A 20024-nucleotide genomic window follows, 5' to 3' on the forward strand; every position below is an offset into this window, starting at 1 on the left:
CGCCCAGTGCCAGGATCCTGGCACTGGCTCAGCCCGCGGCGACGGCCTCCAGCGCGGCGACGTCCCGCAGGCGCACCCAGCGGCGGCCGGCGTCCACGAGCCCGCGCGCCCGCAGGCCCGACAGCTCGCGGCTGATCGTCTCGGGCGTGGCCGCCGCCATGGCGGCGAGGTCCTCCCGGCCGAGCGGCGCGTGCAGCAGGACCCCCTCCCCGTCGGGCCGCCCGACCTTGCGCGCCAGCATCAGGAGCACCGCGGCCAGGCGCTGCTCCACCGACGCCGTCGACAGGCGCCGGATGGCCTCCTGCGCCGCCGCGAGGCGCCCGGACACCGCGGCCAGCGCCGCGAGCGCGACCGACGGGTGCCGCCGCAGGATGTCGTCGACCTCCCGGGCCCCGAAGACCAGCAGGCACGTGCCGGTGAGGGCCCAGGCGTCCTCGCCGTACCGCTCCTGCCCCAGGGCGGGCAGCGCGCCGGCGAACTCGCCGGAGACGAGCACGTCGGTGAGCACGGCGCGGCCGCCCGGGCCCAGGCGCGTGAGCTTGACCGCGCCGGTGACCACCACGTGGAGCCGCTCAGCGGGGTCGAGCGCGTGGTAGATCCGCTCGCCCTCCTGGAACGCGACCGTCCGCGAGCGCGCATCGACGTCGGCCAGCGCGTCGGGCGCGAGGGCGGCGAACATGGGCGCCCGCGCGAGCGCGCGGACCCGCACGTCCGGGGTGCAGACGTGCGGGTCGGCGCGCTCGGCGGTCAGCGGGCTGTGCTGACGCCTGCCCATCGCCCCCGTCCTCCGGCCCGCGTCGCCCGCCGGCCGGCGCGGCCGGGCGCGTCGTCCGCGGCCCCGTCCCGCAGGAGCCGCATGGCGTTGAGGATCACCGCGAGCACGCTGACCTGGTGGACGAGCATGCCGCCGGCCATCTCCACCTCCCCGAGCAGGACGCCGCCCGTCAGCACCGCGACCGTCGCGAGCGCGACGGCGACGTTCTGCCGCAGGGTACGCACCGTGCGCCGCGCGAGCGAGACGGCCTCCGCGACGCGGGGCAGGCTGTCGCCCATCAGCGCGACGTCCGCGGTCTCCACGGCCACGTCCGTGCCGGCCGCCCCCATCGCGACCCCGACGTCCGCGGCCGCCAGCGCGGGGGCGTCGTTGACGCCGTCGCCGACCATCGCGACGACGGCCCCGCCGGCCTGCATCGACCGGATGGCGCGCAGCTTGTCCTCGGGCAGGAGGCCGGCCCGCACCTCGTCGATCCCCACCCGGGCCGCGACGGCCCGCGCCACCGGCTCGGCGTCCCCCGTCAGCATCGCGATGCGGCGGATGCCCGCCGCGCGAAGGGCCGCGACCGCCGCGACGGCGTCGGGGCGCAGCTCGTCGCGCATCGCGAGCACGCCCGCGACGCGGCCCTCGCGCGCGACGAGCACCGCGGTGGCGCCCCCGTCGGCGAGGCGGCCGAGCTCGTCGAGCATCGCGGGGGGCACCGCGATCCCCAGCCGGTCCATCAGCCGCAGGGTGCCGACGGCGACCGGCGCGCCGTCGACGTCGCCCTCGACGCCGAGGCCCGGCCGCGACGCGAACCCCGCGGCCTCGGCGGGCACGGGGACCCCGGCCGCCGTGGCGGCCGCCACGATCGCCGCCGCGAGGGGGTGCTCCGAGCCGGCCTCGACCGCGGCGGCCCAGCCGAGCACCGTCGCGGGCGTGACCGCCGGGTCGGCCGGGACGACCGCGGCGACCTCGGGCCGGCCCCGCGTCAGGGTGCCCGTCTTGTCGAGCGCCACCGCGTCGATGCGGGCCGCCGTCTCCAGGTGCTCGCCGCCCTTGATCAGGATGCCGCGGCGGGCGGCGTGCCCGATGCCGGCGACCACGGAGACCGGCATGGAGATGACGAGCGCGCCGGGGCACGAGATGACCAGGAGCGTCAGCGCGAGCCTCACGTCGCCGCTCAGGGCCCACGCGACGCCCGCCGCCGCCACCACCGCGGGGGTGTAGCGGGCGGCGAAGCGCTCCATCAGCCGCTGCGCGGGCGCCGTGGCGTCCTGTGCCTCCTCGACGCGGCGGATCATGCGCGCCAGCGCCGTGTCGTCGCCGACGCCGGAGGCCTCGAGCGTCACCCACCCGTCCGACACCACGCTGCCGGCGAGCACGCGGTCGCCCTCGCCCACGTCGCGGGGCATCGACTCGCCCGTCAGGCTGCGCTCGTCGAGCGCGGCCGCGCCCCCGGCCACCACGCCGTCGACCGGCACCGTGCCGCCGGGCTTGACGATCACCCGCTCGCCCAGGGCGACCTCGCGCGGGTCGACGACGACCTGGCGCCCGTCGCGGACGACGGTCGCCGTGACCGGCGCCAGGGCGAGCAGCTCGCGCAGCGCGCCGCGGGTGCGCGTGAGCGTGAGGCCCTCGAGCGCGGCGCCGGCCGTGAAGAGGACGGTCACCGCGGCGGCCTCCCAGAGCTCGCCGATCGCCACCGCGCCGGCCACGGCGACGGTGACGAGCAGCTCGATGCCGATGATCCGGTGGCGCAGCGCCCGGGCGGCCCGCAGGGCGATGCCCGCCCCCGCGACGGCCGTGGCCGCGAGCATGAGCGACGCCCACGCCGTGCGCCGGTCGGCGGCGCCCGCCGCCAGTGCCGCGACGATCAGCGCGGCCGAGGCCGCGGTGACCGTCCACCGGCGCGCGGCGGGCCGGAGCGCCCGTGCGATCGCCGGGCGCATCAGCGGCTGCCCGCGACGGCGCGGTAGCCGGCCGCGCGCACGGCCGCCACGAGGTCGTCCGCGCTCACGCGGCGCGGATCGTGGTCGACCTCGACCCGGCCGGACGCGAAGCGCACGCGCGCGGCCGTGACGCCCTCGAGCGCGCGCAGCCGCCCCTCGATCCGCCCGACGCACGAGGGGCACGTGAACTCGTCGCTGCGCAGCACGGTCCTGGTGCTCTGTGAGGTGGTGGACATGGCGCCCCTCCCGGGTGTCGTGGACCGGCCCATCCGGCCCATCGATCACGCTAGGAGCCCCCGCGGGACGCCTCCATGATCCAGATCAGGGAACGCACCGCGACCGCCGGCGCGGGTGGGGCGGCTACCCGCCCGGCTCGTCGATGACCAGCCGGTACCCCACGCCCGACTGGGTGAGCAGGTGGCGCGGCCGGGACGGGTCGACCTCGAGCTTGCGGCGCAGCCGCGCCATGTACACGCGCAGGTAGTGCGTCTCGCCCTGGTAGGCGACCCCCCACACGGAGCGCAGCAGCATCGCGTGGGTCAGCACCTTGCCCGGGTGGCGCGCGAGCGTGGCGACGAGCTGGTACTCGGTCGGCGTGAGGTGCACGAGGCGGCCGTCGCGCAGCACCTGCTGGAGCGCGAGGTCGACCACCACGTCGCCGAACGCGACCCGGCTCGCCCCCTCCACGGACTCGCTCGCGCGGCGCAGCGCGGCGCGCAGGCGCGCGAGCAGCTCGCCGGCCGAGTACGGCTTGGTGACGTAGTCGTCGGCGCCGGCGTCGAGGGCGGCGATCTTCTGCAGCTCGGAGTCCATGGCCGAGACCACGATCACCGGCACGTCGCTCCACTGGCGCAGCCGCCTGCAGACCTCCACGCCGTCCATGTCCGGCAGGCGCAGGTCGAGCACCACGGCCGCCGGATGGCGGAGCGCCGCGGACTCGAGGGCCGACGCGGCGTCGGTCGCGGTGGTCACGGCGTAGCCGGCGGCGCCGAGGCTCGCGGTGAGGCCGCGCAGGATGAGCGGCTCGTCGTCGACGACGAGCACGGAGCGCCCGTTGCCGCTCACCCCTCCACCTCCGGCGACGGCTCCAGCGCGAAGACCAGGCGGAAGAGGGCGCCGCCGCGCGGCCCCGGCCGGTGCTCGAGGCGTGCGCCCTGCGCCTCGGCCAGACGCTTGCACAGCGGCAGGCCCAGGCCCAGGCCCACGCCCTCGCGGTGCACGAACGGCTCGAAGACCACGGGCAGCACGTCGGGGTGCACGCCGGGACCGGCGTCGTCCACGCCGAGGGCGAGGCCGCCGTCCGCGACGCGGCAGGCGACGCGCACCGGCGGCGCGCCGTGGCGCACCGCGTTGTGCAGCAGGTTGACCATGATCCGCTCGGTCAGGACCGGGTCGGCCCGCACCAGCGGCGCGTCCGGCGCGATGTCGGTCTGCACCTCGACGCCGTCGAGGAAGGTCGCGGCCGCCTGCAGGCCCGCGCCGGCGAGCTCCTCCGGCACGCACCACTCCGTGCGGGCGGCCAGCACGCCGCCCTCCAGCCGGGACAGGTCGAGCAGGTTGGTGACGACGCGCTCCAGGCGCTGGGTCTCGCGGGTGACGGCGTGGAGCATCTCGGCCCGCTCGCGCGGGTCCTCGACCACGTGCAGGGCGTCGGCGACGTTGGCGATGCCGGCCAGCGGGCTGCGCAGCTCGTGCGTGACGCCGCGCAGCAGCGCCGTGCGCAGCGCGTCGGTGCGCCGCAGCTCGCGGGCCTGCTCGAGCTGTTCCTGGCGTCGCCGCTCGGCCGCGACGCCGCGCGCGATGCGCTCGGCGAGCGCCCGGGCGAGCGCGCCGTCGACCGGCGCGGACGGGCGGGCGGCGAGCCACAGCGCCCCCTCCACGCGGCCCTCCGCGCCCAGCGGGAGCGCGACGAGCTCCCAGCCGCCGGCCGGCTCGCGCTCCTCGCGCCCCTCGCGGGCGGCGCGCTCGGCCAGCGCCTCGGCGCGCGCCGTCGTGGCCGCGTCGAGCGGCGCCGCGGCCGACCGCGCGCCCGCGCCGTCGCGCACCACGCCGCACGCCGTGCACAGGCCCGCGCCGGTCGCCAGGCGCAGCACCCGGGCGAGCCGGTCGGCCAGCGCCTCGGGCGCCTCGAGCGCCTCGACGGCCCCGAGCAGCAGCTCCAGCCGGCGCACCCGGTCCAGGGCGGCGTCGGCCGCCGGGCCGGGGCCGGCCCCCGGCGGGCCCACTGCGGGGATGGTCGCCATGGCGTCCATGGTAGGCCAGGCCCCCTCACGGCGGCCTCAACAGCCGCCCCGGCGCCGTCAACATGCCGTCAACGCGGGCCCTTTCGACGGTCCGGCCCGCCTATCGTGGACAGGATCGCCATGCACACCGTCTTCGCACGCCGCGAGGTCGCCGTCGACCTCGGGACGTCCAACACCCTCGTCTGGGGCCGCGGGCACGGCCTGCTGCTCGCCGAGCCGTCGGTCGTGGCGATCGACGTCGAGGACGACCGCCTGCTGGCCGCCGGGCACGAGGCGCGCCGCATGCTCGGGCGCACGCCGTCGCGCATCGAGGTGGTCGAGCCGCTGCGCGAGGGGGTGATCAGCGACTTCGAGGCGACCGCCATGCTGCTGCGCCAGGCGCTCGACCGCACCGTGCGCCGGCGCCTGATGGGCCAGGTCGACGTGGTCGTGTGCGCGCCGCTCGGCGTGACCGCGGTCGAGCGGCGCGCGCTGGAGGAGGCGGTCCGCGGCGCCGGGGCGCGGGAGGCCTACGTGATGGAGGAGCCGCTGGCCGCCGCGATCGGCAGCGGCCTGCCGGTCGCCGAGCCGACCGGCAGCATGGTGGTGGACATCGGCGGCGGCACGAGCGAGATCGCGGTCGTCTCGCTGGGCGGCATCGTGGAGGCCGAGTCGGTCCGCATCGGCGGCCGCCACCTCGACGGCGCCATCCAGGCCCACCTGCAGCGGCGCCACAAGCTGGCCGTCGGCCTGACCACGGCCGAGGAGCTCAAGGTGGAGCTGGGCGACGCCACCGGCGGCGGCGACCGCCAGGCCGAGGTGCGGGGCCGGTCGCTGCTCACCGGGCTGCCGCGGACGGTCGTCGTGGACGCCGAGGAGGTGGCCGAGGCGATCGCCGAGCCGCTCGACCGGATCGTGGCGGCCATCCGCAGCTCGCTTGAGCGCACGCCGCCCGAGCTCGCCGTCGACGTGATGGACCAGGGGGTGATGCTCACGGGCGGCGGCTCCCTGCTCGCCGGGCTGACCGACCGGCTGCGGGCCGAGCTGCACATCCCGGTGCACCTGGCCGAGCAGCCGCTGGAGGCGGTCGCCCGCGGCGCGGGCCAGGCGCTGGAGGAGATGGCCGCCATCCGGCGGGCCGGGCCGCGGGAGCCGGCGTTCACGGGTCGTTGACGCCGGCCGGGGTGCCCTTGACGTCCCGTTGAGGCCGGGCGGCCGAGGATGGAGGCAGGCGGCCGCCGCGACGGTCCTCCGGCGGCCGCCGCTTCCACCCATGCCCGCATCCTCGGAGGTGCCGGTGGCGACCAGACAGCGTCCCCTCGAGATCGTCCTGACCCGCGAGGGCGCCGACCTGCTGCGCGCCGAGCTCGCCGAGCTCGTCGACGTGGCCCGGCCCGCCTCCCTGCGGCGCGTGCAGGCGGCGTGCGAGCAGGGCGACGGCGAGGGCGGCCCGGAGGTCGGCGCCGCCCGCTGGGAGCAGTCGCGCATCGAGGCGCGCATCGCGCGCCTCGAGGACCAGCTCCGCGTGGCCCGCATCATCGACGCGGCCGATCTGGACGGCGACGCCGTGGCCCCCGGCCACCGCGTCGGCGTGCGGCGCGCCGACGGCACGGAGCGCGAGTACGTGCTCGTGAGCCCGATCGAGGCCGACCCGGCGCACGGGCGGCTGTCGGTGGAGAGCCCGCTCGGGCGCGCCCTGCTCGGGCGCGTGCCCGGCGACGAGGTGCGCCTGCCGAACAGCGACGCGCCGGTCGTCGTCACCGCGGTCGGCGCCCCCTGACCGGGGTCGCCCCGCCCCCCGGCCCGCGCGCGGGCCGGGGGGCGGCGGACGCCTAGACCAGGCCCAGCGCCAGCATGGCGTCGGCGACCTGGATGAAGCCGGCGATGTTCGCGCCGGCCACGTAGTTGCCGGGCGCCCCGTAGGTCTCCGCCGTCTCGGCGCAGCGGCGGTGGATGTCGCGCATGATCTCGGTGAGCTTCTCCTCGCTGTGCTCGAACGTCCACGAGTCGCGCGAGGCGTTCTGCTGCATCTCGAGCGCCGAGGTGGCGACGCCGCCCGCGTTGGCGGCCTTGCCCGGCGCGAACAGCACCCCGGCCTCGGCGAAGGCGCGCACGGCCTCCGGCGTGGTCGGCATGTTGGCGCCCTCGGCGACCGCCAGGCAGCCGTTGGCGACCAGGGTGGTCGCGTCGTGGTGGGTGAGCTCGTTCTGGGTGGCGCAGGGGATCGCCACCTCGCACGGCACGTCCCAGATCGCGCCGCCGGGGATGTGGCGGGCGCCCGGCCGGCGGGCGGCGTAGTCGGCCACCCGGCCGCGCTCGATCTCCTTGATCTCCCGCAGCAGGTCGAAGTCGATGCCCTTCTCGTCGATCACGACGCCGTCGGAGTCCGAGCAGGCGACCGTGATCCCGCCGAAGGCGGCGACCTTCTGGATGGCGTAGAGCGCGACGTTGCCGGAGCCGGAGACGACGACGCGGCGGCCGTCGAGCGACATGCCGCGCTCCTTCAGCATCTCCTGGACGAAGATCGCCGTGCCGTAGCCGGTGGCCTCGCGGCGCACGCGGGCGCCGCCGATGCCGAGCCCCTTGCCGGTCAGCACGCTCGACTCGTACCGGTTGGTCATGCGCTTGTACTGGCCGAAGAGGTAGCCGATCTCGCGCTCGCCGACGCCGGTGTCGCCGGCCGGCACGTCGGTGTACTCGCCGAGGTGGCGGTGCAGCTCCGTCATGAACGACTGGCAGAAGCGCATGATCTCGTTGTCGGAGCAGCCCTTCGGATCGAAGTCGGCGCCGCCCTTGCCGCCGCCGATCGGCATGCCGGTGAGCGCGTTCTTGAAGATCTGCTCGAAGCCCAGGAACTTGATGATCCCGAGGTTCACCGACGGGTGGAAGCGGATGCCGCCCTTGTAGGGCCCGAGCGCGCTGTTGAACTGCACCCGGAAGCCGCGGTTGATGCGCACGCGCCCGCGGTCGTCGTGCCACGGCACGCGGAACACCACCTGGCGCTCCGGCTCGCAGAGGCGCTCGATGATCGCCGCCTCAACGTAGTGCGGGTGCTTGGCCACCACGGGCCCGAGCGACTCGAGCACCTCGCGTACCGCCTGGTGGAACTCGGCCTCGGCCGGGTTGCGCCGGAGCACGTCCTGCCAGACCGGCTCGAGGATGTCGTGGAGCGGGTGCCCGTTGACCCCGGGCGTCAGGTTTCCGACGATCGCGCGCGCCACACTGCCTCCAGAACTCTGTCGGTGATGCGAGAGCCGGGAATCCATCGTCGACGGTGCTCTCCGAACGTCGCCCGGACGCGCTCGCGAGCGGGGCAACCCCTCAATCCTACGCGGCCGCCCGCCGCCGTGCGCTCACGCGACCAGGCTGCCACACAGGTGGAGCCGCCCGTCCCGCGACTCGGCCTCCGCCAGCGGGACGTGCTCGCGGCTCGAGCCCGGGCCCAGCAGGTGCACCACGCGCTCGCCGCGCGCGTGCAGCAGCTCGGCGATCAGGCGCCGGTGGCAGCGCCACCAGAGGGTCTCCGAGCACATCAGGCAGGGCGCCGGCTCGGCCAGCGCGGCGGCGAGCGCCGCCTGCCAGGCCTCGGTGCCCATGCGGGCCGCGTAGCTGCGGAACGCGGCCACCCGGATGCAGCCGAACCGCTCCTCGCCCGGCTCGCCGGCGCGGCGGCCGCCGAGCTCCACGGCGTGGCGGTAGGCGATCCCCGCCTCCGCGAGCCCCGCCGCGAGGGCCTCCTGGCCGAACTGCGGGTTGCGCCGCGAGCCGGGGAAGCGCCGCACGTCGACGAGCGTCCGCACGCCGGCGTCGCGGAGGGTGGCGACCAGCTCCTCGAGCGGCCGCGTGCCGTGGCCCATCGTCCAGACGGCCGGTCGCGCGGTGGGGACCGCCTGCGGGACCATGTCCACTCCCCGTCGGGGTTGCCGTGCGCCGACCACCGTAGTCCGGCGCCGCGCCGCCCCGCCCGCCCGGCTGGGCGCCGCGGGGTTCGCGGCCGTACGATTGCGCACGCACCGGCACCGGCCCGGAGAGGGGGCACCGCATGGACAGGTTCATCCGCAGCGCGTTCCTCGGCCTCGCGCTCGTGGTGCTGGCGTCGAGCGTCGCGATGGCCGCGGCGGCGATCGGCGGCTCCGCGCGCGCCGACGACCACCTCGCCCTGAAGCCGGACGACGACGTCGCCATGGTCGAGATGGGCGATGACGACGATGACAGCGGCGACACCGGCACGCGGACGGGCGGCGAGTCGCGATCGGTCTCGCGCTCGCGCGACCGCTCCGGCGACGTGACCACCCGCGACCGCTCCGCCTCGCGCGACCGCTCGCGCGACGCGACCACGCGCGACCGCTCCGCCTCCCGCGACCGCTCAGCCGACCGCACGGGCGACGACCCCAGGGTGGCCGACGTCTCGCGCTCGCTCGACCTGTCGCGTGACCGCTCGGGCAACCACGACACCCGGGACCGCTCGAACTCGGTCGACTTCTCCCGTGACGGCAGCCGCGACCACGACACGGCCGACGTGTCGCGCTCGCGCGACCGCTCCGCCGACGCCACGAGCCGCGACTAGCGTCCCCGCCGACGCCCGCCGGTGATCCCGGAGGCCCAGGGGCGCCGGTGGGCGCTCGAGCCCGGCGACGAGGTCCTGCCCGGCCGCACGGCCATCCGCCGGCTCGGCACCGGCGAGCGCTTCGAGACCTACCTCGCCTGGGACGAGCGCCGCCTGGCGCTCGTGGTCGTGAAGCTCGTCCGGCCGCACCTCGCTGCCGACGGGCACTCGCTGCGACGGCTGGCCGCCGAGGCCGGGCTGCTCGAGCGCCTGCGCCACCCGGTCATCGTGCGCGGCCTGGAGGCCGACCTGGAGGGGCCGCGGCCGCACGTCGTGCTGGAGCACCTGGAGGGCCCGCGGCTGTCGCGACTCGTCCGCCGCCACGGCCGCCTCGAGCCTGAGCAGCTCGTCCCGCTCGGCGCGCAGCTCGCCGCGGCCCTGCACTACATGGCGGCGGAGGGCGTGGCCCACCTCGACGTGAAGCCGGCCAACGTCATCATGGCCGCGCCCGCGCGGCTCATCGACCTCAGCATCGCCCGCGAGGTGACGGACCTGCCCGGCGTGACGGCGCGGCTCGGCACCGTCGCCTACATGTCCCCCGAGCAGCTCGAGCCCGGCGAGCGCGGGCCGCTCACGACCGCTACGGACGTCTGGGGCATGGGCGCGACGCTCTACCACGCGGCCGCCGGCCGGCCGGCCTTCGAGGCGCCCCGCCGCCGGGACGGCCCGTTCGCCCAGCTCGCCGGCCCGCCTGAGCCGCTCCCGTCGTCCGTCCCGACCCGGGTCGCGTCGCTGGTGATGGCCTGCATGGAACCACTCCCGGCCGATCGCCCCACCCCCGCGGCGGTCGCCGCCGAGCTCGAGGAGCAGGCGGCCTCCATGCGCCGGCGCCCGGTGCTCGGGCGCTTCCGGGTCAGAGGTCGATGAGCTGGTCGTCCGGGTCGTCGCCGCGCCCGGCGCTCGCGAGCTGGTGGCCCCGGTCGAGGGCCCGCTGGCCGGCCAGGTAGAGCACGGCGGCGGCGATCACGCCGCCGATGAGCCACGGCGACCGGCCCACCTCTGCCGCCCGCTCCACCACCCGCGTCGCCGCCCGCACCACGACGGGGCGCGGCCGGGTCGACCGGCCCCCGGGGGCGCGCGCCCGCGCGGCGGACGGCCGCGCGGGCGCCGCGGGCGCCGCGGGCACGGCCGGCGCCGCGGGCGCCGCCGCGACGGGTGCAGGGGCGGGCCGGGCGGGCGGGCGCACCGCGCGGGCGGCGAGCCCGCGCGCCGCTGTGCCCGCGCGCGCCGCTGGGCGGCGGCGCGTCGCGTGACGGCGACGGCCCGCCGCGCCGCGGCCGCCCGCGTCGGGCGATCGCGACCCGTCGCGCCTCGCGCGCCGCGGCCGCCGGCTGGGCGGCGACCCCGGGCCCGCCCGCCCGCGAGCGGCGCCCGCGGCCGGGGTGCCCGTCCCGCCCCAGGCGGGACGCCGGCCATCCGCCGCGGCGCGGCGTCCCGCCTGCCGGGACGCGCGCGCGGCCGGGGATCGGCGCCCGCCTGAGCGCTCATCCGACCGTGGCCGCGACGACCGGCCGCCACGCGATGCGGAGGGGTGGTCGCCGCGGGAGCGCGCCGAGCGGGCGCCCCGGGCGTGCAAGGAGCGCCCCCATGCCCGCGACCGGCCGTCATCCGCCCGCCCGTGGCCGGGGCGGTGGGCCCGCGGGGCGCGGCTCCATCCCCCGCGCGCCTCCTCGCCGCCGGCCCGCCCCCCGCGAGCACCGCGATCATCGCCCCACCCCCCGCGCACCTCCTGGCCGCCCCGGTCGGCGTGGTGGCCGCCGGACCAGGGCCCGGCCGCCGTCGCGCCGGGCGTCGCCGGCACTGCGAGCGCGGCGATGACGGACACGACGATGAGGACGACCCGGAGCAGCATCCCCGCGACGATCGGTGCGTTCAGAGCACCCCTTGAGGCTCCTTGGCGGCGTATTCGCGACGCGAACCTGACAGAACCGCCCGCGGCCGCCCCGCGCCCGCCGGGCTCGACTTCAAGTGCACTCGAAGTGCGAGCCTGCCGGCACGGCGATCGGACGGGAGGGGCGACATGGCGACGACGACCACGGGGCGCCCGGCGGCACGGATCACCCGCGAGGTGACCGCGTGGCCGGGCGTGACGGCCGCCGACGGCTCGCGCGGGGAGCTGTCCTTCCGCGTCGGCGGGCGCGAGATCGGCCACCTGCACGGCGACCGGGTCGCCCACTTCGCGTTCCCCACGGCCGAGTGGCGCCGCCTCTTCGACGCGGGGCGCATCGATCACCACCCGGTCACGCCCGGCCGCCCCGGGTGGGCGCAGCGCCGCATCGCGTCCGAGGCGGACGTCGATGACGTCATCGCGCTCATGCGGCGCAACTACGAGCGCGCCCTCGTCCGGGGCCTCGCCGGCGGCGAGAAGTAGCCCGTAGGGGATTTGAACCCCTGCTACCGCCGTGAGAGGGCGGCGTCCTAGACCGCTAGACGAACGGGCCGTGCCATCGGCAGCTTAGACCACCGCGGCCACGTGCACCCCGCGCGCCCGGCGGCGCGAGGAGCCCGCGCCGGCGGTCGGGCCGTCGGGAAGGCCGCACGCCCGGTGCGGCCGCGCCCGGATGGCGGCCCGTCCCGCGCGTGCGGGACTGGGACCGGGGCCCGGCGGGGGCCGATCGCCACAGCGGAGGAGGTGCCCGGGTGAGATCGCGCGGCCCGGCGCGCCCCGGCGGCCGCGCCGGGATGGACGGACCGGCCGAGCGGGCGGTCCGGATCCCGACCGCGGCGGAGCACGTCGACGCGGACCTCGTGGTCCCGGACGGCGCGCGCGGGGTCGTCGTGTTCGCGCACGGCTCCGGCAGCAGCCGGCGGAGCGGGCGCAACCGGCGCGTGGCGGCGACGCTGCAGGCGGCCGGCCTCGCCACGCTGCTGCTCGACCTGCTCACGCCCGCGGAGGAGCGGGTGGACGTGGGCACCCGCGAGCACCGCTTCGACATCGCGCTGCTGGCGCGGCGGCTGGTCGACGCGATCGACTGGCTGCCGTCGCAGGCGGCGACGGCCCGGCTGCCGGTGGGGCTGTTCGGCGCGAGCACCGGCGCGGCGGCGGCGCTCGTCGCCGCCGCGGCGCGCCCTCTGGCGGTCGGCGCGGTGGTCTCGCGGGGGGGCCGGCCCGACCTCGCGGGCGCCGCCCTGGAGCGGGTCGTGGCGCCCGTCCTGCTGATCGTCGGCGGCGACGACCGGCAGGTGATCCCGCTCAACGAGTCGGCGCTCGACCGCCTCGGGGCCGAATCGCAGATGCGGCTGGTGCACGGGGCGACCCACCTGTTCCAGGAGCCTGGCGCGCTCGAGCGCGTGGGCGAGCTGGCGCGCGACTGGTTCCTGCGCCGCCTGCCCGGGGCGGCGCAGGAGCGGCCGCCGGCATGAGCGCGCGGGCGCCGGCCGCCCCCGCGCTGTTCGCGCCGCACGGCGCGGACCTGCTCGGCGCGCCTGGCCGGCGCCCGCGGTCTGCGGCCGGAGCCGCACGAGGAGCGGTCGTTCGAGGACGGCGAGCACACGGCGGCGGCGCTCGCGTTCGTGCGGGGGCGCGATGCGGACCGGGATCGGCGCCCTGGCGGGCGGGTCTCCTGCGGCGCGCTGCGCGACGCCGGCGTGGCCTCCCTGACCGCGGTGGTGCCCCACCTCTGCTGCGCCCGCGAGGAGCGGCGCGCGAGGTCGCGCGAACCGGTCACCACCCGCTCCGTCGAGGCGGTCGTCGTCGACGCGGTCGTGGCGATGGACGTCCACACCCCGGCCGCACGCCGTTTGCTGGCGCACCGAGCACCTGGAGGCCCGCCCACCGCTCACGGCCCACCTCGCGGCGCTGACGGCCGGGGGCTCTGTCGCGGTCGTCTCCCCCGATCCCGGGGGCGTCAGGCGGGCCGGCGCCCTCCGCGCCTCGCTCGCGGCGGCGCCGGGCGCGCCCGTCGGCGCCGCGAGCGCCGAGAAGGCCCGCGCCGGCGGATGCGGCGACGAGTCGCGGCCCCCGCGGAGCCCCGCGGGGGCCGCGACGCCCGGGGCGGGCCCGTCTCCGTAGTCGCCCGAAGGCGCGCATGGTCGGGCACCGGATGCGACGCCCGCGGTCGTGCGGGATGGTCGGTGCTGCAACCAGCGGCGAGGACACGATGGACGCGACACAGCCCCCCACCACCGAGCCCCGCGTACGGCTGCGCGGCGCCGCCGAGGAGCGCCACCGGGAGCGCGCCGTGGCCAAGCTGCGCGCGGCCTGCGCGCCCGCCCCGCGGCCGGCGCGGCTGCTGCGCCTCGATCTCGGCCTCGACGGCGATCCCGCGCTGGAGCGCCCGGCCGTCGCCAAGGCGACCGTCGAGGTGGGCGGGCGGCTGGTGCGCGCGCACGTCGCCTGCCCGACGCTGGACCAGGCGATCGACCGGCTCGCCGACCGGGTGGGCCGCAGCATCCGGCGGCTGGCCGAGCGGCGCCGCGATCGCGCGCGCCGGGCGGGCGTCGCGGCGCAGGCGAGCTGGCGGCACGGCGACCCGCCCGCGGAGCGCCCCGGCTGGTTCCCCCGCCCGGTGGCGGACCGCCGGCTGGTGCGGCGCAAGAGCTTCGCCATCGCGCGGATCACGCCCGAGGAGGCGGCGGACGAGATGGTCCTGCTCGACCACGACTTCCACCTCTTCACGGACGCCGCGACCGGCGCCGACTGCGTGATCCACCGCACGGAGGGCGGCGAGCTGGGGCTGCTGAGCCCGGAGCCGGAGGCCGGTCGCGGGCCGGCCGGCGAGCCCGCGGAGCTGGTCGTCGCGCCGGCGCGGCGGCTGCCCCTGAGCGACGCCCTGACCGTGCTGGACGAGAGCGCGACGCCGTTCGTGGCGTTCGTCGATGCGGAGCGGGACCGGCTGATGGTCGCGTACCGCCGCTACGACGGCCACTACGGGCTGCTCGGGCCCTCCGACGCGTGGTGAGGGCGTCGGCGGGCCGCTCAGCCGCCTGAGGCCGGCCCAGGCGGCGGGCGAGCTCGTCGCGCGGGACGCGAAGGGCCTCGCTCACGACGGGGGCGCCTGCGACGGCGTCCGGGGAGCGCGCGGCCGGCGGCAGTCGCGCGCGCTCGGCGCCCCAGCGCCCGCGCGCCCGGCGGGCCCGGCTCGTCGGCCGCGTCAGCAGGTGACGGCCGTCCGCGGGCCCGCCCGACGGGCGCCACACCTGCTCGCCGCAGGACGAGGTCGCCGTGCCGGCGGACGGCGTGAGCGTGCCGCGGCCGTCCGGCGCGACGGGCTTGCCGGCCAGGACGGGCGTCGCCTCCGGCACCGTGCGGAGGTCGCAGGCGAACCGGAACCGCTCCGGCCGCTCCAGCAGCGCCCGGCCGAGGAGCCCCGTCCCCTCGAGGAACGCCAGGTCGTCGGGGCCGAAGCGGAGGCCGTCGAGGTGGACCAGCGCCTCCTCGAGGCCGGCCGTGACGAGGAACCCCCAGCCGGCCGGCCGGCAGGCGACGCGCGACGAGGCTGGAGCTCGCCGGTGCCTCCGCCATGCCCTCGGCCAGGTGGCCGTCGGCCATCGCGAGCTCGCAGCGATCCACGAGCAGGCCGGACGCCGCCTGCCGTCGCGGTCGCGTGGCCATCCGGCGGCGAGTGCACGACCGGTCGGGGCCGCCGTCGCCCCCGCGACCGGGGCGCCCCCCGGCGCGTACTGTGCGGGCGCGACCGGCGGCGGCGGCCGCGGGGGCGCCGCCCGCGCACACCGGCGCGACACCTCCACAGGAGCGCACCCGAATGACCGGCACCGTCCTCGGCCTCTCGGCCGTCGTCCTCCTCATCCTGGCGACGGGGTTCTTCGTCGCGGCCGAGTTCGCCCTCGCCCGGGCGCGCGCCGTGCGCCTGGAGGCCGTCGCGGCGGGCGGCTCGCGCAGCGCCACGCTGGCCCTCCGCCAGTCCAACGAGATCGACCGGTACCTGGCGGCCTGCCAGCTCGGCATCACGGTGACCGCGCTCGGCCTGGGCTGGCTCGGCAAGCCGGCGGTCGCCGGCGTCCTGGAGCCGGTCGTCGAGGCGGTCGGGCTCGGCGAGGCCGCCGGGGTCGTGGCGGCCGGGGTGATCGCGTTCACCGTCATCACCGTGCTGCACGTGGTGGTGGGCGAGCTCGCGCCGAAGACCCTCGCGATCCAGCGATCCGAGGCGACCGCGCTGCGGCTGGCCGTCCCCCTCGAGGTCTTCCGCCTGCTCTTCGCCCCGGTGATCGCGGTGCTGAACGGCGCCGGCGTGCGGCTGGTGCGGCTGTTCGGCATCGAGCCCGCGTCGGAGCACGAGATGGCGCTCACCGGCGAGGACCTCCAGCGCCTGGTGGAGGACAGCGAGCGCGGCGGCACGCTCGATCCCGAGGAGGCCGGGATGATCGAGGGCGTCCTCGAGCTGCACGAGACGAGCGCGCAGCAGGTCATGAGCCCGGCGCCCTCGGTCGTGACGATCCCCGCGGCCGCGCCGGCCGGCGAGGCGCTCCTCGGCCTGCTCGGCAGCCCCCACAGCCGCTTCCCCGTGGTCGGGCCGACGGGACAGCCGGAGGGCCTCATCCACGTCAGCGCCCTCAGCCGGGGGTACGTCGAGTCGCCGGACACGCCGGTCGGCGAGCTGGCCGGGCCCGTCCACCTCGTGCCGGAGTCGCAGCCGCTCGACGTGCTGCTGGCCGGCATGCGCCAGGCGCGCGCGTCGCTCGCCGTGGTGCTGGACGAGTACGGCGAGCTGGCCGGCGTCGTCACCCTCGAGGACGTCCTCGAGGAGATCGTCGGCGAGATCCACGACGAGCGCGACCCCGAGCCGGACATCGTGGACACGCCCGACGGCGCGGTCATCGCGCGCGGCCACGTCTCGCTGGCGGACCTCGCCGAGCGCGGCGTCGAGCTGCGGGCGGCGGGGGTCACCAGCATCGGGGGGCTGATCTTCTCCCGACTGGGCCGGCCCGCCGAGGTGGACGACGTGGTCGAGACGGAGGGATGGACGCTGCGCGTCGAGGAGGTCCGCGGCACGCGGATCATCCGCGTGCGCTGCGCACGGGCGTGAGCGCGGCGGCGGCGGCCGGGCCGGCTGCGGCGGCCGGGCGAGGGGCCGGGCATCGCCGGGCGCCGTGGCGCCACGGGCACGCCCCCCGACCGCCGCGCACCATGGGGTCCTGCTGCGATCGCGCGCCCCGCGGGCGTCGCCGCCAGCGCACGTCCGGCGCCACGCGGGCGCCGCGGCTCAGGCGGCGGCGACGCCCGCCGTCTCGGCGACGAGCTCCAGCGAGCGCAGGCGCCCCTCCACCGTGTCGGCCCCGTGCACCGTGATCAGCTCGTCGGCGTCGGCGTGGGCGCGGAACTCCGCGAGCCGGGCGGCCACCGCCTCCGCCTCGCCGAGGGCGGTGTAGGTGAACATCTGCTCGACGTGCCGCCCCTGCGGCGAGGCCAACGCCCGGTCGATCTCGTCGTCGCTCAGCCGATGCCCGGGCGGGCTGAGGATGGTCCGCGCGATCTCGCGGCGGCGCACCTCGAGCTGGCGCAGGGCCTCGGTCTCGGTGTCGGCGGCGAGGACGTTGATCGCCGCGATCACGTACGGCCGCTCGAGCTGCGCGGACGGCTGGAAGCGCTCCCGGTAGAGCGCGACCGCGTCGCGCAGCGCCGCCGGCGCGAAGTGCGACGCGAAGGCGTACGGCAGGCCCATCACCGCCGCGAGCTGCGCCCCGAAGAGGGACGAGCCGAGGATGTAGAGGGGCACCTCCGTGCCGCGGCCCGGGTACGCGTGCACGCCGGGGATCAGCGTCTCGCCGCTCAGATACCCCTGCAGCTCCGCGACGTCCTCGGGGAAGGTGTCCGCCGCGCGGTGATCCCGCCGCAGCGCCAGCATCGTGCCGCCGTCGGTGCCCGGCGCGCGGCCCAGACCGAGGTCGATCCGGCCCGGGTGCAGCGTCGCGAGCGTGCCGAACTGCTCCGCGATCACCAGGGGCGAGTGGTTGGGCAGCATGATCCCGCCGGCGCCGAGGCGGATGCGCTCGGTGTGCGCGGCCACGTGGGCGATGAGCACCGCGGTCGCCGACGAGGCGATCGACGGGAAGTTGTGGTGCTCCGCGTACCAGACGCGCAGGTAACCGAGCTCCTCCGCCCTGCGCGCGAGGCGCACCGTGCCCTCGAGGCTCTCGCGCACGGGCTGCCCGTCCGCGACGGGCGCGAGGTCGAGCACGGAGAGCGGGAAGGAGACGGACAACGGCGGCCTTTGCGACGCGGACGGGACGCAGTCGAAGGTAGCGCAGTCCGAGGCGTTCGTTGTGGAGGCAATGATCTGCCCTGCGCCCGCGGCGATCCCGCCGCCGCGTTGCGGTCGTCCACCGAAGCGCTCCCCGGCTCGGCGGCCATGGCGTCGTGGTCGTCGACGGGAGGAGGCCGAGACGTCGTCAGCTCGGGTGCGGAGGCGGGCCGTCCCGATCGGGGCGGGGGCGGTCGCGGACGCGGCCGCGCTGGCGGTGCCCGCCCTCGGCGGCACGGGCGCCGGGGAGCAGGCGCGGCCGCCGACGAACGCGTCGCTCGCCCGGCAGGTGGCGTCGCTGAGGAGGGCCGACGCCGCGTTGCGACGCCAGATCGCGGCGGTGCGGCGCGACCGGGTCGTGGGCGTCGCCGGCGCCGCCAGCGCCGCGGGGCCCTCGGGGCTCGTCCGGACCGGCCCGCCGCCCTCGGGCATGACGCTCCGCGGCCACTACGCGGTGGGCGTGGCGACGGCCGTCTCCGTGGCCGAGGCTCCGATCAGCGTCGAACTCCTGACGGCCCCCGAGCCGCGGTCGTGGTCGTCGCCCGCGGGCAGGCCCCGGGGGTGCTGTGCTGTACCGCCGGCTCGAGAACGGGCTCGGCGGGCCGGGGGTGTTCCGCATGGCGCGCGCCGACGACCCCGACGGTGCGTGCGGCATCCGCCCCGGACAGCGGCCGCGCCGGCGCGTTCCTGGAGTTCTCGCCCGTCGGCGCGGGGCGGCGCGCATCGCGCGCGGCTCGTGGGCGGTGACCTCCACGTAGCACCCCGTCGACGACGCCCGCGCCCGAGCGGGCCACGCCGGGTGCTCACGACGAGCGGCGCGCCCGCGCCCGCCTGGGGTCCCCACGCTGCGAGTGCGGCCACGGCGGACGCGCGTTCGCCGGCCCGGCCTGGACGGATGGGCGGGGGGATTCCCCTACCGCATGCTGGGCGGATGCACGGTTGTCGCGTCGCAGGGGTCCGGCCTTGAATGAGGCGAGGCCCGAGTCGGTCCGTCCGGCAGGGGCGCCGGCGATCACGAGGAGAGGCGCGATGTCGCGAGCACCGAAGGTTCCGGCCCGGTCCGGCGCGGGGCCTGATACCGCCACGACCGGCGGAGCCGTGCGCGCCGGCCGATCGACCGCGCTGCGGGCCGCCGCGGCGGTCGGCGTCGCCGCGGCGGCCCTCTCGTTGGCCGGCGCGGCGGCCGGCGCGCCGCGCAGCGGCGCGGTCGGGGACCCGCTGGACGTCCCCCCGCCCCCCGATCTCCCCGAGGTCCAACCGGCGGACGTCCGGAGCCTCGGCGCGAGCTACGACCCCGAGACCGGGGCGATCGGGGTCACGCTCGAGCTCCACAACCCCCTCTCGCCGTGGATCAACAGGGACGTCGACATGGGATTCGGGCCGATGGGTGCCGACGGGACGTGCGCGGCCCCGGCGGTTCCGTGGGATCCGCTCGCGGCCGGACCCGCCAGGCCGCTTGTCGAGCTGGACATCTACTCGGACTACCAGCGCGGCTGGTGGGATTTCCTCGCGACGGGCAACGTCCGGCTCGGCTCCTACGACATCGTCGCGCAGGGGCCGGGAACCCTCAGCGACGACCGCCGCACGATCACCTTCTCCATCCCCGCCACGCCGGCGCTGGAGGGCCTCGACCTCAGGTGCGTCGGACCGACGGTCGCCTTCGCGGTCTCCGGGCCCGCTCGGGACGACGTCGCGTCGTTCGTCTTCGACGGCTTCGCGCCCGCCCCGCGCCCCGTCGCGCCGCCGCCGGAGCGTGTCGCCGGCCCCCCGCAGGGGCCGGCCGCCCCATCCGCCCTCCCCGGCGCCACAGCGTCGATGGCGCCCGACCGGCATCCTCCCCGCGTGCGCCTCAGCGCCGCCCGGCGCTCCCTCGGCGCCCTGCGGACGGGCGGCCTACCGGTCCGGGTCACGAGCAGCGAGGATGCCGCCGTCGCCGCACGCCTGACGCTCCCGGCGACGACGGCGCGGCGCTTCGGCGTGCCGCGGATCATCGGTACCGCGCCGACCACGATGGCGGCGGCCTCGCGACGCGCGGTCACGGCCGTGCGGCTGAAGCCGTGGGCGCGCCGACTGCTCGCCGGCCGACGAGTCCTGCGGGCGCGGCTGGAGGTCGTCGTCAGGGACGCGAGCGGCAACACGAAGGTGGCGGCGAGGATGGTCACCTTCCGCCGCTGAGGGGTCGTCGCCGGGCGTGCCGGGGCCGAAGGGCGGACCGAGCGCGCGGGCGCGGTCGGTCCAGGTCGTCTCGGTGGGCCGGCGTGCCCGCTCGCGGAGCGACCCACGACGGCC

The 20024-nt window shown here is 77.9% G+C and carries 18 protein-coding genes, 1 tRNA gene and 1 pseudogene; 10 read left to right on the forward strand and 10 right to left on the reverse strand.

All coding sequences use genetic code 11. From position 1 onward, the window contains the following. Positions 1 to 28: 28 nt before the first annotated feature. The 5 genes from ITJ85_RS11760 to ITJ85_RS11780 form a co-directional block, all read right to left on the reverse strand. Positions 29 to 775 carry a Crp/Fnr family transcriptional regulator gene (locus ITJ85_RS11760; protein WP_217913295.1) on the reverse strand — a complete coding sequence of 249 codons (747 nt, stop codon included), beginning with the start codon at positions 773 to 775 and terminating at the stop codon, positions 29 to 31. Further along, positions 748 to 2706, reverse strand: a complete 1959-nt coding sequence (locus ITJ85_RS11765) for a heavy metal translocating P-type ATPase (RefSeq protein WP_217913296.1) — start codon at positions 2704 to 2706, stop codon at positions 748 to 750. Before ITJ85_RS11765 ends, ITJ85_RS11760 begins: the two co-directional genes overlap by 28 nt. Continuing rightward, complete coding sequence (locus ITJ85_RS11770; RefSeq protein WP_217913297.1) at positions 2706 to 2942, reverse strand: heavy-metal-associated domain-containing protein; 237 nt, start codon at positions 2940 to 2942, stop codon at positions 2706 to 2708. The genes ITJ85_RS11765 and ITJ85_RS11770 overlap by 1 nt, the downstream gene beginning before the upstream one ends. A 124-nt stretch (positions 2943 to 3066) precedes the next feature. Continuing rightward, the gene (locus ITJ85_RS11775; protein WP_246496251.1) at positions 3067 to 3771 is read right to left on the reverse strand and encodes a response regulator; all 705 of its coding nucleotides are present in this window, start codon (positions 3769 to 3771) and stop codon (positions 3067 to 3069) included. After that, positions 3768 to 4949, reverse strand: coding sequence for a sensor histidine kinase (locus ITJ85_RS11780; protein ID WP_217913298.1), 1182 nt, complete (start codon positions 4947 to 4949; stop codon positions 3768 to 3770). Before ITJ85_RS11780 ends, ITJ85_RS11775 begins: the two co-directional genes overlap by 4 nt. Before the next feature lie 120 nt (positions 4950 to 5069). Between ITJ85_RS11780 and mreB the strand changes: the two genes are divergently transcribed. Together mreB and greA are read left to right on the forward strand one after the other, a co-directional pair. Next, the gene (gene mreB, locus ITJ85_RS11785) at positions 5070 to 6101 is read left to right on the forward strand and encodes a rod shape-determining protein (RefSeq protein WP_217913299.1); all 1032 of its coding nucleotides are present in this window, start codon (positions 5070 to 5072) and stop codon (positions 6099 to 6101) included. A 124-nt stretch (positions 6102 to 6225) separates the two neighbouring features. Next, complete coding sequence (greA, locus tag ITJ85_RS11790) at positions 6226 to 6708, forward strand: transcription elongation factor GreA (protein WP_217913300.1); 483 nt, start codon at positions 6226 to 6228, stop codon at positions 6706 to 6708. Positions 6709 to 6760: 52 nt separating this feature from the next. Here the strand turns inward: greA and gdhA are convergent, their stop codons facing one another. Both gdhA and ITJ85_RS11800 read right to left on the reverse strand, forming a co-directional pair. Beyond that, positions 6761 to 8125, reverse strand: coding sequence for an NADP-specific glutamate dehydrogenase (gdhA, locus tag ITJ85_RS11795; protein ID WP_343233019.1), 1365 nt, complete (start codon positions 8123 to 8125; stop codon positions 6761 to 6763). A 156-nt stretch (positions 8126 to 8281) separates the two neighbouring features. Continuing rightward, the gene (locus ITJ85_RS11800; protein WP_217913302.1) at positions 8282 to 8830 is read right to left on the reverse strand and encodes a DUF488 domain-containing protein; all 549 of its coding nucleotides are present in this window, start codon (positions 8828 to 8830) and stop codon (positions 8282 to 8284) included. A gap of 140 nt (positions 8831 to 8970) precedes the next feature. Between ITJ85_RS11800 and ITJ85_RS11805 the strand changes: the two genes are divergently transcribed. Both ITJ85_RS11805 and ITJ85_RS11810 read left to right on the forward strand, forming a co-directional pair. Then, positions 8971 to 9495, forward strand: a complete 525-nt coding sequence (locus tag ITJ85_RS11805; RefSeq protein WP_217913303.1) for a hypothetical protein — start codon at positions 8971 to 8973, stop codon at positions 9493 to 9495. A gap of 21 nt (positions 9496 to 9516) precedes the next feature. Beyond that, positions 9517 to 10401, forward strand: a complete 885-nt coding sequence (locus tag ITJ85_RS11810) for a serine/threonine-protein kinase (protein ID WP_217913304.1) — start codon at positions 9517 to 9519, stop codon at positions 10399 to 10401. Here ITJ85_RS11810 and ITJ85_RS11815 read toward each other — a convergent pair. Further along, positions 10388 to 10660, reverse strand: a complete 273-nt coding sequence (locus ITJ85_RS11815; protein WP_217913305.1) for a hypothetical protein — start codon at positions 10658 to 10660, stop codon at positions 10388 to 10390. The genes ITJ85_RS11810 and ITJ85_RS11815 overlap by 14 nt on opposite strands. An 894-nt stretch (positions 10661 to 11554) precedes the next feature. Between ITJ85_RS11815 and ITJ85_RS11820 the strand changes: the two genes are divergently transcribed. Beyond that, positions 11555 to 11905 (forward strand): luciferase domain-containing protein, encoded by a 351-nt coding sequence (locus ITJ85_RS11820; protein ID WP_217913306.1) that lies wholly within the window; start codon positions 11555 to 11557, stop codon positions 11903 to 11905. On the opposite strand, the gene ITJ85_RS11825 is transcribed toward ITJ85_RS11820, so the two are convergent. Continuing rightward, positions 11903 to 11975: transfer RNA gene (locus tag ITJ85_RS11825), tRNA-Glu, on the reverse strand. The genes ITJ85_RS11820 and ITJ85_RS11825 overlap by 3 nt on opposite strands. Positions 11976 to 12216: 241 nt before the next feature. Here ITJ85_RS11825 and ITJ85_RS11830 point away from each other — a divergent pair. From ITJ85_RS11830 to ITJ85_RS11840, 4 genes and pseudogenes are all read left to right on the forward strand, one after another. Further along, complete coding sequence (locus ITJ85_RS11830) at positions 12217 to 12897, forward strand: dienelactone hydrolase family protein (RefSeq protein WP_343233020.1); 681 nt, start codon at positions 12217 to 12219, stop codon at positions 12895 to 12897. Positions 12898 to 13047: 150 nt separating this feature from the next. Beyond that, positions 13048 to 13209: pseudogene (locus ITJ85_RS17670) on the forward strand (ribose-phosphate pyrophosphokinase-like domain-containing protein); the annotation flags it as partial. A 425-nt stretch (positions 13210 to 13634) separates the two neighbouring features. After that, positions 13635 to 14435 carry a sigma 54 modulation/S30EA ribosomal C-terminal domain-containing protein gene (locus ITJ85_RS11835; protein ID WP_217913308.1) on the forward strand — a complete coding sequence of 267 codons (801 nt, stop codon included), beginning with the start codon at positions 13635 to 13637 and terminating at the stop codon, positions 14433 to 14435. 804 nt (positions 14436 to 15239) lie between these two features. After that, positions 15240 to 16520 carry a hemolysin family protein gene (locus tag ITJ85_RS11840; RefSeq protein ID WP_217913309.1) on the forward strand — a complete coding sequence of 427 codons (1281 nt, stop codon included), beginning with the start codon at positions 15240 to 15242 and terminating at the stop codon, positions 16518 to 16520. 177 nt (positions 16521 to 16697) lie between these two features. Here ITJ85_RS11840 and ITJ85_RS11845 read toward each other — a convergent pair whose 3' ends face one another. Further along, on the reverse strand, positions 16698 to 17696 hold the full coding sequence (locus ITJ85_RS11845; protein WP_217913310.1) for an LLM class flavin-dependent oxidoreductase: 999 nt from the start codon (positions 17694 to 17696) through the stop codon (positions 16698 to 16700). A gap of 1137 nt (positions 17697 to 18833) precedes the next feature. On the opposite strand from ITJ85_RS11845, the gene ITJ85_RS11850 reads away from it, so the two are divergent. Then, positions 18834 to 19910, forward strand: coding sequence for a hypothetical protein (locus tag ITJ85_RS11850; RefSeq protein WP_217913311.1), 1077 nt, complete (start codon positions 18834 to 18836; stop codon positions 19908 to 19910). The last annotated feature ends 114 nt before the right edge of the window (positions 19911 to 20024 follow it).

Source organism: Miltoncostaea marina (assembly GCF_018141525.1).
GTDB lineage: Bacteria > Actinomycetota > Thermoleophilia > Miltoncostaeales > Miltoncostaeaceae > Miltoncostaea > Miltoncostaea marina.